This window comes from Streptomyces sp. NPDC027962, from assembly GCF_055566095.1.
In genome coordinates this window covers 1-12325 of the sequence record NZ_JBVHTA010000048.1, presented here as the reverse complement: position 1 = coordinate 12325, position 12325 = coordinate 1, and the positions used below count along the sequence as shown (strand labels likewise).

Here is a 12325-nt window from a genome sequence, read left to right as displayed (position 1 = left end):
GGTCCGGGACGCGGCACCGTCACGAGACCGCCGTGACCACGACCGTCACCGCGCGATCGTCGGACAGCGTCCGCGCCACCGCTCTCCGCACCGCTCTCGCCACCTCCAACGCCGTATGCCCCGGCGCCGTCGCCAGTTCGACGCGGACATGGTCCGGGCCGTAGTGCACGGCGGTGCCCAGCGTCGCCGTCAGGTGGGCAACGCCCGGTGTAGCGGCCGCGGCGGTCCCGGCCGGGTCCGACGGCTGCACCGCCTCGGGGGCATCCGGCACCGGCTGCTCCTCGGGAGCGGAGTCCAGAAACTCGCCCACACGCAGATCCACCGTCGTGACCGTGAGGCCCAGGACGTCCGAGGCCGCCTCGAACAAGGCCGCCCGCAGTGCGGCCGTCAGCGTCGGCAAGGGCTCCTTGAGACCCCAGACCGACACATCGGCCTCGACGCGCAGCGGCCCCGGTCGCAGGGCGCTCGGCGGCGCGGGCACCGTCGGGTCCTCGGCGGCCTCCGGGTCCACCAGGGAGAGCCGGATCGCCTCCGGCGCGGCTCCCGGCACGGCTGCGGAGCCCGCACCGCGCAGCATCGTCGCGGCCGCCCGTTCGGACAGCCAGGCGCCGTCCGCCGGACCGCCGAGCGGAAGCAGTCTGCCGAGGCCCGTCGCCCTCCGCACCTGCCGCCGCACCGCATCGGAAGTGGTCATTGCTCCAGCCTGCCGCATCCCCGGGGCGGATGCGGGCAAACGCACCTAGTGTGGGCAATTGGAGGTCACAACAGCTCGGAAAGGATCACGGCGATGAGCGAGACACCTGGCCGCAACCTGAGCCCGACATCCGGCAATGAGCCGTCCGGCTCCGGCGAAGCGACGCGTAAGGCCACCGGCGGCAAGCGTCTCGCGGAACCCGGATCCCGTGGCCGCACCACCATCGCTGACGGTGTCGTGGAGAAGATCGCCGGGCTGGCCGCCCGGGACGTATTGGGCGTACACACGATGGGTGGCGGGCTGGCCCGCACCTTCGGCGCCGTACGCGACCGGGTGGGAGGGGCCGGCAGCAGCAGGTCCAGTGCCACCCGCGGCGTGAAGGCCGAGGTCGGCGAGGTGCAGACGGCACTCGACCTGGAGATCGTCGTCGACTACGGAGTCTCCATCGCGGATGTCGCCCGCGCGGTCCGCGAGAACGTCATCTCCGCCGTGGAGCGGATGACCGGCCTCGAGGTCGTCGAGGTGAACATCGCCGTCAGCGACGTGAAACTGCCGGAAGAGGAAGAGGAGGAGTCGGAGTCGCGACTCCAATAGAGGCCGGTGGAGCCTGAGACGCCGGTGGAGCAGTGGGAAAGCCCGTAGAGGCCGCTTGAAGGCATGAGAAGGAGCTCGACATGAGCATGGCCGTGGTCGGACTGATCGCCGGCATGGCGCTCGGCTTCGCCGGGTACTTCGGTGGGTTCGGGGCGTTTTTGCTGGTGGCGGCATTGGGAGCGGTCGGCTTCGTAGTCGGCCGGTTCCTCGAGGGCGACCTCGAGGTCGGCGACTTCCTCCGGGGTCGCCAGCGTGGCGAAGGGCGGCGGTGACGCGTCGTGGTCGCGGACGCTGCAGGGACGGGCGGTACGCCGGCCGGCGGCGCGCCCGCGGACCGGGTGGCGCCGGCCGATCGGGGGGCGACGAGCATTGCCGACCGCGTCGTGGCGAAGATCGCCGCGCGGGCGGCACGTGAAGCGCTCCACGGCGTACCGGAAGGCGGTGCACCGCCGCACGCCATGGTCGTCGTCCACCACGACACGGCCCGGGTGCGGGTCAGCCTGGAGCTGGACTACCCGTCGGACATCGGCGCCCAGTGCGGTGCTGTGCGTCGCCGAGTCGTCGAACGGGTAAGGGCGTTGGCGGGGATGGAGGTCCCCGAGGTGGCGGTGCAGGTCGAGCGGCTGTACTCCGTCCACTCGCGCCGCGCGGCGCAGGGGAGGATTCGATGACCGAGCCGGAACAGCCCACAGCACGCGAGCAGTCGGCAGGCCTCGAGCGTCCCGCCCGACCCGTTCTCGAACTGGACCAGTCCGCGTCGGCGTCCGCGTACGACCCGGCGCCGGCGGACGACGACGGTGGCAAGGCCGGCCGCTTCTGGTCCGTGCGCCGGGTGCCTGCCGGTCTGCTCGCCCTGGTCGTCGTCGGGGGGGCGGGGCTGCTGCTGTACGACATCGCCGCCGTACGGGCAGAGCGGCCCGCCATGCACTGGCGGCGCGTCACCGCCGACCGCCTCGCCGAATGGCGGCTGGACGAGGTCGCGGTGCTGGTCGGCGCCGGGCTTGCGGTGCTCCTCGGCATCTGGCTGATCGTCATCGCGGTGACCCCGGGCCTCCGGGCGCTGCTGCCGATGCGGAGCGACCGGGCGCACCTCCGGGCAGGCCTCCACCGCGAGGCTGCGGCGCTGGTCCTGCGCGACCGGGCGATGGAGGTCTCGGGAGTGCAGACCGTGCGGGTACGGATGAGGCGCTCGAAGGCGTCGGTGCGGTCGCGGGCGCACTTCCGTGAACTGGACGACGTGCGCGCGGACCTGGACGAGGCACTCGGCGCCGGCCTGAAGGAACTCGGCCTCGCCAGGCCGCCGACCCTGTCCGTGCACGTCGGCCGGCCGCCGAAGAAGGGGTGAGGACCGGTGCAGGGGATGCTTCGAGCCGTCAACCGGGTGGTCCTCGGCCTCGCCGGGCTGGTCCTGGTGTGCGCCGGGGGCACGGTCCTCGCGGCGGGCGCCGGTCTCTCCGTACCGTCGTGGTGGCCCTACGACGGGCGGAACGACGTCCTGCTCAGCGACGCGGACCGGGCGCGGTGGCGGGACGAGGGGTGGTGGTGGCCGGTTGTCATCGCGGCCCTCGCACTGCTGCTCGTACTCGGCCTGTGGTGGCTCCTCGCCCAACTGCGCCGTGCACGGCTCTCGGAGGTGCTCGTGGAGAGCGGCGAGGGCGAAGGGGCGCTGCTGAGGGGGCGGGCGCTGGAGGGCGTGCTGACGGAGGAGGCGTCGTCGCTGGACGGGGTCTCGCGCGCGTCCGTCGTTCTGTCCGGCCGCCGGACCACGCCGCGGGTCCGGATGGCCCTGCAGCTGGAACCGGACGCGGCGCCGGGCGAGACGCTGACGCGACTCACGGACGAGGCGATCGCGCACGCGAGGGATTCGGCGGGCCTGGAGGCGCTCCCCGCGGAGGTAAGGCTGGACACGGGCCGCCGGCGGGCCCGGCGCGTGACGTAACCCCGGCCCCGCCCTCCTCCTCGCGGCCCGGCGGCCGTGGGCCCCCATCCCCGCCCGGCCGGCCGGCTCCGCGCTTCGCGCGGTGTCCGGGGTCTTCCCCCACGGGTCGCCGGTCGTGGGTCGTACCCCCGGAGGCCTGACAAGCCGCCCCCGCCGACGACCTCGGCGCCGGGGGCCGGGGGCCACCACACCGCCAGACGTGGAAAGGGAGACCCCGCACCCGGCGGGGAACGTGGCACTGAGCCCAAGGGCCCGGTACAGGAAGGGCGGGGTGCGGGAAACGGTTCAGAAACCGTGGCGTGCCCCGCCGTCCACCGGGAGCATCACGCCCGTCAGGTAGGACGCCGCGGGCGAGAGCAGGAACGCCGCCGTGCGGCCGAACTCGTCCGGGGTGCCGTAGCGCCGCAGCGGGATGCGGGACTCGTTCGCCGTGCGTGCCGCCTCCGCGTCGCCGGACAGCGCGTCCAGCTCGCGGACGCGGGCCGTGTCGATGCGGGACGGCAGCAGCCCGATCACGCGGATGCCGCGCGGGCCCAATTCGTCCGCGAGGGACTTGGCGAAGCCGGCGAGACCGGGCCGCAGGCCGTTGGAGATCGTCAGGCCGGGGATGGGCTCGTGCACGGACGCGGACAGGACGAATCCGATGACCCCGCCGTCGCCGAGCTCCGCGGCGGCCGTGCGGGCCAGGCGCACCGCGCCGAGAAAGACCGATTCGAAGGCGGCGGTCCACTGCTCGTCCGTGTTGTCCGCGGCGAAGCCCGGCGCCGGGCCGCCCACGCTGATGAGAATGCCGTCGAGGCGCCCGAAGTGCGCCCGTGCCGCGGCGACCAGGCGATCGGCGCCCGACGGGTCGGCGTTGTCGGCGGCCACGCCCACCGCAGCGGCGCCCAGTTCGGAGGCCGCGTCCTTGACCGTCTTCTCGTCCCGGCCGGTGATGACGACCTTCGCGCCGTCGGCGACGAGCGCCCGCGCGGAGGCGTTGCCGAGGCCCCGGGAGGCGCCCGTGACGATGTAGACGCGGTCCTTCAGTCCAAGATCCATGGCCTTATCCTGCCGTCTCCTGTCCCGTCAGCGCGAGGGCCGTGGTGACCAGGCCGATGTGGCTGAACGCCTGGGGGAAGTTGCCGAGGTGCCGTCCGCAGGAGGGGTCGTACTCCTCGGAGAGCAGACCGACGTCGTTGCACAGTGTCAGCAGCCGCTCGAAGAGGTCACGGGCCTCCTTCTCGCGGCCCGTCAGCCGCAGCGCGTCGGCGAGCCAGAAGGAGCAGACGAGGAACGCGCCCTCACGCCCCGGCAGCCCGTCGATCTGGGAGGCATCGGCGGTGTAGCGGCGTACGAGGGGGCCGCTGCCGAGTTCCCGCCACACGGCGTCGACCGTGCCGGTCACCCGCGGGTCGTCGGGGGGCAGGAACCCGACGCGCGGGATGACCAGCACCGCGGCGTCCAGTTCGGCGGAGCCGTACGACTGGGTGAAGGTGTTGCGCACCGGGTCGAAGCCCTTCTCACACACCTCGCGGTGGACCTCGTCGCGCATGGCCCGCCAGCGGGCCACGTCGCCGTGCAGCGACGGATCGGCCTCCAGGGTGCGTACGGCGCGGTCCGCCGCGACCCACGCCATGACCTTGGAGTGCACGAAGTGCCGGCGCGGTCCCCGTACCTCCCACAGCCCCTCGTCCGGCTCGCGCCATTTGGACTCGAGGAAGCCCAGCAGGCTCAGCTGGATGTTCCAGGCGTGCCCCTCGGGGGCGAGGCCGGCCTCGCGGGCGAGGAAGAGCGAGTCGATCACCTCGCCGTACACGTCGAGCTGCAGCTGACAGGCCGCGTCGTTGCCGACGCGGACCGGCACCGATCCGGCGTAGCCGGCCAGCCAGCCGAGTTCCAGCTCCGCCAGGCGGCGTTCACCCGCGAGCCCGTACATGATCTGCAGGTCGGCCGGGTCGCCTGCGACCGCGCGCAGCAGCCAGTCCCGCCAGGCGGCGGCCTCGTCCAGGTAGCCGACCGACACCAGGGCGCCCAGGGTGAGTGTGGAGTCCCGCAGCCAGCAGAAGCGGTAGTCCCAGTTCCGCACGCCGCCGATGTCCTCGGGCAGGGATGTCGTGGGCGCGGCGACGATACCGCCGGTGGGGGCGTAGGTGAGTGCCTTGAGGGTGATCAGGGAGCGCAGGACCGCGTCACGGTAGGGGCCTTGGTACCGGCACGTCGAGGACCACGTCTCCCAGTCCTGGAGGCAGTGCTTCAGCGACTCGTACGGGTCGATGAGCCTCGGACGCGGCTTGTGGGAGGGGTGCCAGGTGAGCACGAACGCCACCTGGTCGCCCTCGCCGACCGTGAACGACGAGCAGGTGCTGAACTGCTGACCCCATGTCCTGACCGGCGGCTCGCTGCGCAGCCATACGGAATCGGGACCGGCGATCGCGATCCGGTGGCCGTCCGCGCGCCGCATCCAGGGCACCACGGAGCCGTAGTCGAAGCGCAGCCGCAGCGTGCCGAGCATCTCGACCGTGCCGCTGATTCCCTCGACGATGCGCACCACGTCCGGGGCCTCGTCGCGCTGCGGCATGAAGTCGAGGACCCTGACCGTTCCCGTACGCGTCTCCCACACCGACTCCAGCACCAGTGACTCGCCCACGTAGCGCCGGCGGGTGCACACGTCCGCGCCCTTGGGGGCGATCCGCCAGTGGCCGTTCTCCTCGTCGCCGAGGAGGGCGGCGAAACAGGCGGCGGAATCGAACCGGGGCAGGCACAGCCAGTCGATGGAGCCGTTGACGCCGACCAGGCCGGCGGTCTGCAAGTCCCCTATGAGGGCGTAGTCCTCGATGCGTTGGGTCACGCTCTGGCGTGTTCCCGCCGGCGGTGGAGGCTAAGCAGCCGCCGGCTCGGGCTCGGGGGTGCTCTCCTTCGCCGCCGCACGGTCGTGCTTCTCCCGGCGGACGAGAATCACCCAGCCGACGGGCACCGCCGCGGCGAACAGCCACCACTGGACCGCGTATGCCATGTGCGCGCCGATCGAGTCGTGGTCGGGCGTCGGGATCAGCTCCGGGCCGCCGCTCGCGGGCTTCGGCGCCGTCTGCTCCAGGTAACCGCCGAGCACCTGCCGGTCCAGCAGCCGCGCCTGCTGCTCGCTGTTGATCAGCATCACCTGGCGGGGCGGCAGGCCCTTCAGATCCTTGATTCCGCTGGCGCCGGTCGTCTCGTCGGCCTTGAGCCTGCCGGTGACGGTCACGGTGCCGTCCGGCGCGGGCGGCACCTCGGGGTAGGCGGTCTGGTCGGCGGCCGCAGGGACCCAGCCGCGGTTCACCAAGGCGGTGCGGCCGTCGGCCAGCACCAGCGGTGTCAGTACATGGAAGCCGACCCGGTCGTCGGCGTTGGTGCGGCGGCGGACGACGACCTCGTGGGCGGTGTCGAAGGTGCCGGTCGCGGTGATCTGCCGCCAGTAGTCGGAGCGCGGGACCGTGTGCCCGGGGGACGTGAGCTCGCCCATCGGGACCGGCTTCGCCTCGAGATTCCGCGCGATCAGAGCATTCTGTTCGACCCGCCGCTCGTGCCGGTGCAGCTGCCAGAAGCCCAGCTCGATCATCGTCGGGACGAGAACGAGGCCGATGAGGGTGAGGATCACCCACTGCCGGGACAACAGGAAGCGGTACACGGCTTCGACCGTACCTGCTCGGCGCGGGGGTCCCGGACGGGGGGTCCGCCGGAGACCCCCGCCGGCCCGGCAGTCATACCCGGTCGACGATCCCGGCCCTCCCCTCGGCCCGGGCGCAGTGGGCGCCGCAGTACCAGTGGCCCTCGACCTCGACGCCCTGGCCGATGATCTGCACCCGGCAGTGCTCACAGATGGGCGCCATGCGGTGGATGGCGCAGGAGAAGCAGTCGAAGACGTGCACCGCGCCCTGCGCGTGCACCTCGAAGGACATGCCGTAGTCGTTTCCGCAAACCTCGCAACGTGCCATGCGCCACAGGGTGAAACGCTTCGGTGCCACGGGCGAGCGGGCGGCGGGCGAGTCGCGCCGGGTTCACTCCGATGCGGGTGCGGACCGTGCCCCGGGCGCCGGAGCGACATCGCGCAGCAGCTGGGTGAAGGCGCCCTCGTCGACGACGGGTGTGCCGAACGACGCGGCCTTGACGGTCTTGGACGTCGACGAGTCCGGGTCGTTCGTCACCAGCAGGCTCGTGAGCCGCGACACGCTCGTCGCGACATGCAGCCCCGCCTCGATCGCCCGGTCCTCGAGCAGCTCGCGCTCCACGGAGGTGTCACCGGAGAAGGCGACCCGCATCCCCTGCACCAACTGCCCGCCCGGCTCGTACCGCCCCGGGTTGGGGTAGGGGCACGGGGGCCGCTTGCGGGAGGGCCGCCAGCTGCTGTGCCCGTACGACGGCTGGTAGCCGACGCGCGGGGCGGCGGGCGCGTCCGACCACTCCGTCAGCGGCCGGCACTCGAGCAGCGGCAGCCGGACATTGTCGCGGGCCGCGGTGTGCAGGCTCGGCCGGAACGCCTCCGCCAGCACGCGCGCGTCGTCCAGCGCATGGTGCGCCCGCTGCTGCACGACTTTGTAGTGCGCGGCGAGCGACTCCAGCTTGTGGTTGGGCAGCGGAAGGCGAAGCTCTTTGGCGAGCGCGATGGTGCACAGCCGCTGCCGGGTCGGCGCGGCGCCCCGCGCCCGTGCGTACTCCCTGGCGATCATGGACCAGTCGAATGTGGCGTTGTGCGCGACGAGGACCCGGCCGTCGAGTCGCGCGGAGAGCTCGCCGGCGATGTCGCCGAACAGCGGGGCGCCTTCCAGCACATCGCGTGTCAGACCGTGGATCCACACCGGCCCGGGATCACGCTCCGGGTTGACGAGCGTGTACCAGTGGTCCTCGACGTTGCCGTGGACGTCGAGGCGGTAGACGGCAGCAGACACTATCCGGTCGTCGCGGGCGAGTCCGGTGGTCTCCACGTCGACGACCGCGTACCCCTGTGGGTACGCGGCCGGCCACGCCGTCGCTGCGGTCGTACGGTCGTCGAGCATGGTCACAGAGAATACGGCCCGGCACCGACAGTCCCGGCCCTGCCCCGGCAGCCGAGCGCCGCGACCGGGTCGCCCGCCGTGGCCTGTTGCGGGCCGCAGCCGTCAACCGGCCCCGGCCGCAGGCGGTATTCGGTGCCGCCCGCCCGCTTCTGAGCCGGGGCGTGTGAAGGCGGCGGGTAGTCAGGGTTTGCGTGTCACGACGAGCCTGGCGTCGGGAAAGAGGTCCTGTCCGGTGGTCGACCCATCGTCGTAGACGGTGACCGTCAGCTGGTCGAGCCCCGCCAGCGGCGCGAGGTCGAGGGGCGCCGAGAACTGCTGGCACTGGGAGAGGTGGAGAGTGGTCAGGGCGGGCAGTTCGCGCAACGCCCCCAGGCCCTCCGGTATCTCGCACCGCCACAAGTGGAGCCTCGACAGGCCCTTGAGACCGCGCAACAGCCGAAGGTCCAGCGGATCGTGTTCGTTCAGCGTCAGCGAGGTCAGCGCGGGAGGGGACGCCATGCGGGAGAGCTGGCGCAGCTGGGTCGTGCCCGCCAGGGTGAGCGATTCGAGCTGTGGCCAGCGGCCGATGCCCTCCAGGCTGAGATAGCGGGTCTGCCGGGCGAGCCCGAGCGAGGTGAGCCGGTCGCCGACCGGAATTTCCGCAAGGCTCTCCACCAGCAGGGGGTGAGCCAGGTGGAGGGCGCGCAGATCCGTCATGTCCCGGAGCGGGTCCGGCCGGAGATCGGGATGGAGTTCGAAGAGTGACAGCCGCTCCAGTCCGGGCCGGGCCAGTGGCGAGAGATCCCGGATCTCCGGGCACTGGCTGATCCCGACGTCCTTGAGCCCGGACAGGGAAGCCAGGACGGACAGGTCGGCGAGGGACCGGTTGCGGTAGACGAAGAGCCACTCCGGGCCGTGCAGCACGAGCAGCGGCGCCAGGTCCGCGTGACTGCCGCTCACATGCACCCGGCGGGCCCTCGGCGTGTGCCGCAGCGCCTGGAACTGCCCCGGCGTCTGCACATGGAGGTACGAGTCGTCCCACGCTCCCGCGGACAGGACGTCCTCGGCGTACGACTCAGTGTCGAACGAGCCCCAGGCCTGCGACACCTGGAACGCGACCTGGTAGCGCGCGTCCGCCCGGAAGCGTGCGACGACCTCGAACGCCGCGTCGCCCTTGATGAGCGCCGCCGTGCGCACCACCGCCGCGGCCGTGTACTCCTCGAGCCCGTCCGGACCCGGCAGCAGCTCCAGCACCAGCTCGCCCACCTTCGCCAGCTCGGCCGCGTCGTCCTGGCTGCGCGGCGGCAGCATCTCCTGCGTGCGTTCCTGGACCGTCGCCCTCACCTGCGGGTCGAGCTCCGGCGCGTGCTCCAGGCATGCCGCCGCCAGCAGCACCAGACGGTGCCGGTGGCGCTGTGCCCGGTCCGCCCGGCGCAGCAACTGCCGCAGCAGACGGGCCCGTTCCTCGACCCGGGCGTGTCCGACGGCCATCTGCACGACGTCGTCCCACTGGTCGTCGTGCGCGTTGCTCACCAGCACGCCGAAGTCGCGCGCCTCCACCGCGGCCTTGGCGCCCAGATAGTCCTGGAAGGTGCGGTGCACGAAGTCCACGGCCCCCGGCGCCGGTTCGCGCAGCAGCCCGCTCCTGATCAGCAGGTGCGAGAAGACCTGCTCCGCCGTCCCCTGCACCTGCGGCATGGCCGCCAGCCACTCGGCGACCATCTCCACGGCCTCCGAGCGCTCCGCCTCGGCCTGCCCGTTGCGGATGAGCCAGTACGCGAGGCGCTGGAGCAGCGCGGTCTGTTCCTCGCGGGTGAGGTCGACGCCCTCCACGCCCACGATCTCGCGCTCGGTGTCCCTGCGGACCAGCAGCATGTCCAGCGCGGCGTCGTACAGCTCCTTACGGGCGCGGGGGAGTTGCATCCTGCGGTCGCGGTTCAGTGCGCAGAGCAGCGCGCACATCAGCGGGTTGGTGGCGAGCCGGCCGAGGTCCCTGCGGGTGCTGACGGCCTGGCGCAGCGACGTCTCGTAGGTGTCGAGCAGTTCACGCTCCGGGTCGGTCAGGCACTCGCGGCGGGCCGAGTCGTGCCAGTGGCCGATGAAGGAGCGCACGTCGTCGCGCTGCATCGGCAGCAGGGCGTGCGCGGTGAAGTCCTGCCGGGCCAGCCAGTCCTCCGGCACAGCAGAGGGCCGGGTCGTCACCACATAGCGTGCTTTGGGGTAGGCGGCGATCAGGTTTTTCAGCCAGGTCTCGATACGGTGCCGCTGCCGCGTGGGCACCTCGTCCACGCCGTCGACGAGGACCAGCGCCCGGCCCTCGGCCAGCATCCGGTCGGTCCAGCCGGCCGGGGCGGAACCGTGCAGCGGGACGCCGGTCGCCCGCAGGAACTCGTCCGGTGTGGGCAGCGCGCCGTTGGATGTGAAAGCCCGCAACCGCAGCACGAAAGGCACGCACCGGTTCCAGTCGTCGAGCTCATGGCCGAAAGTGCGCCGTGCGGCGTTGAGCGCCAGCCACTGCACCAGGGTCGACTTTCCCGACCCGGCGGGCCCCCGCAGCAGCAGCCGGTCCGCTCCGGCGACCGCCTGCTCGACCCGGGCGGCGACCTGCCCCGTACGGGGCAGGCCGAAGCCCTCCTCACCGGCCCCGCCGCCACTGACGGCGAGCGAGATGTACGCCGTGTCCAGCGGCCACTCGCTGCCCGACCGGCCCAGTGTGAGCCCGAACAGCTCGAGCCGTCCGTGCGTCTGGGCCACGAAGTCGGCGTACCGCCCCTCGAAGCCGAGCGCCGCCGCCTCCGGATGCGGGCCGAGCCGGCCGCGCATGTCCTCGACCAGCACCTCGGTGTGCCCGGCCCGTCGGATCTGCTCCACGGCGGACCGGGCCATGAAAGACTGGTCGGCGGTGAGCGCCTCGACCAGGTGCCCGCAGCACAGCTGCAGCAGCTCGTCGTACAGTTCGACGGCCCGCTCGGCCAGCCCCGCGTCGGGGGCGCGCAGCGAGCGGTGGAGCCGCTCCGGTAGGAGGTCGAGGGCGAACAGCCGGTCCGGCGATATCTTCCCGGCCGCCTGGATCGTGTCCCGTACGCCCTCTATCGCCGCCTCCCGCTCGTGCTCCGGCAGATCGCTGTAGGGATCCGAGAGCTGGGCGACGAGCTTCTTCGCCACCGGCGCCGGGTTCGGGCGGGGGAGCGGCGCCGCCCTGCGCCCCGGGACCAGACCCGCCCCCGGCCGGGCGGCGATCAGCGACTTCACGACGGTCACGGCCAGTGTCCCTGCCAGCCGTAAGACGACAACTTCCAAACCCTGCAACGCGGTTCCTCCCCGTGAAAAGTGCCGGACACCGGATCGTACGGTCGGCGATCGGCCCGCTGCCGGTCATCGGTGCATGCCCGCCCGGTGAACAGGCGTACCGTGATCAGCCGCAAAACCGTTCTCGCCGCCGTCGGTGACGGAGCGGTCGGAGGGCTGTGCGGCGTGCTCGCCGCGCGGCGGCTCGGCGTCGAGCGGATCACCGCGCTCGGGCGGCACGAAGCGCGCACCGGCATCGCCCGCACCTTCGGGGCCACCGACGTCGTCGCCGGACGCGGCGAGGCGGCCGTGGCCGCGGTGCGCGAACTGACCGGTGGTCAGGGCGCGCACGCCGTGATCGAGGCCGTCGGCGCCGAGCAGCCGATGGGCACGGCCGTCGGCACCACCCGCGACGGCGGCTCGATCGGGTACGTCGGCGTCCCGCACGGCAGCGGTACCGGCCTCGGCCTCGGCGACATGTTCAACCGGAACATCGCCCTGCGCGGCGGCGTCGCACCTGTCCGCGCGTACATCCCCGAGCTGCTGCCCGACGTCCTGGACGGCACGCTCGACCCGTCGCCCGTCTTCGATCCGGCGGTGGACCTCGACGGCGTCCCCGGCGGGTACGAGGCGATGGACGGACGCACCGCGCTCAAGGTCTGATCAAGCCCTGACCGGACGGAAGGGATCCGCGTCACCGTCACGAAGGCCCGGTGCGGAAGTCCGGACGCTGTTGGTTAATTCGGGCCCGTGCGTGACGTCGGCTCCCAAGACCTGGTTGTGGTCTTGGGAGCCGACGTTGTCGTATGGGGTGGGTGT

Annotated in this window: 12 protein-coding genes and 1 pseudogene; 6 read left to right on the top strand and 7 right to left on the bottom strand. The window is 72.4% G+C overall.

Features of this window, described 5'->3' with window-relative positions; translation table 11 throughout:
- Nucleotides 1-19: 19 nt before the first annotated feature.
- A complete protein-coding gene (locus tag ACZ4SA_RS31550) occupies nt 20-694 on the bottom strand; it encodes a hypothetical protein (protein ID WP_468281277.1) in 675 nt (224 codons plus the stop codon).
- Between the two features lie 93 nt (nt 695-787).
- Here ACZ4SA_RS31550 and ACZ4SA_RS31545 point away from each other — a divergent pair, with 93 nt between their 5' ends.
- The 5 genes from ACZ4SA_RS31545 (at nt 788) to amaP (ending at nt 3227) form a co-directional block, all read left to right on the top strand.
- Nucleotides 788-1288, top strand: coding sequence for an Asp23/Gls24 family envelope stress response protein (locus ACZ4SA_RS31545; protein WP_468281275.1), 501 nt, complete (start codon nt 788-790; stop codon nt 1286-1288).
- A gap of 80 nt (nt 1289-1368) precedes the next feature.
- Nucleotides 1369-1560, top strand: a complete 192-nt coding sequence (locus tag ACZ4SA_RS31540) for a hypothetical protein (protein WP_468281273.1) — start codon at nt 1369-1371, stop codon at nt 1558-1560.
- Between the two features lie 6 nt (nt 1561-1566).
- The gene (locus ACZ4SA_RS31535) at nt 1567-1959 is read left to right on the top strand and encodes a hypothetical protein (RefSeq protein ID WP_468281271.1); all 393 of its coding nucleotides are present in this window, start codon (nt 1567-1569) and stop codon (nt 1957-1959) included.
- Nucleotides 1956-2633: a DUF6286 domain-containing protein gene (locus ACZ4SA_RS31530; RefSeq protein WP_468281269.1), complete on the top strand. Its 678-nt coding sequence runs from the start codon at nt 1956-1958 to the stop codon at nt 2631-2633. The genes ACZ4SA_RS31535 and ACZ4SA_RS31530 overlap by 4 nt, the downstream gene beginning before the upstream one ends.
- Before the next feature lie 6 nt (nt 2634-2639).
- Nucleotides 2640-3227, top strand: coding sequence for an alkaline shock response membrane anchor protein AmaP (amaP, locus tag ACZ4SA_RS31525; protein WP_468281268.1), 588 nt, complete (start codon nt 2640-2642; stop codon nt 3225-3227).
- 285 nt (nt 3228-3512) lie between these two features.
- On the opposite strand, the gene ACZ4SA_RS31520 is transcribed toward amaP, so the two are convergent.
- The 6 genes from ACZ4SA_RS31520 to ACZ4SA_RS31495 form a co-directional block, all read right to left on the bottom strand.
- The gene (locus tag ACZ4SA_RS31520) at nt 3513-4268 is read right to left on the bottom strand and encodes an SDR family oxidoreductase (protein ID WP_468281266.1); all 756 of its coding nucleotides are present in this window, start codon (nt 4266-4268) and stop codon (nt 3513-3515) included.
- Between the two features lie 4 nt (nt 4269-4272).
- Complete coding sequence (locus ACZ4SA_RS31515) at nt 4273-6057, bottom strand: glycoside hydrolase family 15 protein (protein ID WP_468281264.1); 1785 nt, start codon at nt 6055-6057, stop codon at nt 4273-4275.
- A 30-nt stretch (nt 6058-6087) separates the two neighbouring features.
- On the bottom strand, nt 6088-6873 hold the full coding sequence (locus tag ACZ4SA_RS31510; protein WP_468281262.1) for an SURF1 family cytochrome oxidase biogenesis protein: 786 nt from the start codon (nt 6871-6873) through the stop codon (nt 6088-6090).
- Between the two features lie 73 nt (nt 6874-6946).
- On the bottom strand, nt 6947-7180 hold the full coding sequence (locus ACZ4SA_RS31505; protein ID WP_100106509.1) for a hypothetical protein: 234 nt from the start codon (nt 7178-7180) through the stop codon (nt 6947-6949).
- Between the two features lie 63 nt (nt 7181-7243).
- Nucleotides 7244-8239 (bottom strand): DEDDh family exonuclease, encoded by a 996-nt coding sequence (locus ACZ4SA_RS31500; protein ID WP_468281260.1) that lies wholly within the window; start codon nt 8237-8239, stop codon nt 7244-7246.
- Nucleotides 8240-8419: 180 nt separating this feature from the next.
- On the bottom strand, nt 8420-11518 hold the full coding sequence (locus ACZ4SA_RS31495; RefSeq protein ID WP_468281365.1) for an NACHT domain-containing protein: 3099 nt from the start codon (nt 11516-11518) through the stop codon (nt 8420-8422).
- Between the two features lie 132 nt (nt 11519-11650).
- Between ACZ4SA_RS31495 and ACZ4SA_RS31490 the strand changes: the two are divergent.
- A pseudogene (locus ACZ4SA_RS31490) lies at nt 11651-12169 on the top strand (zinc-binding dehydrogenase); the annotation flags it as partial.
- Nucleotides 12170-12325 lie beyond the last annotated feature (156 nt).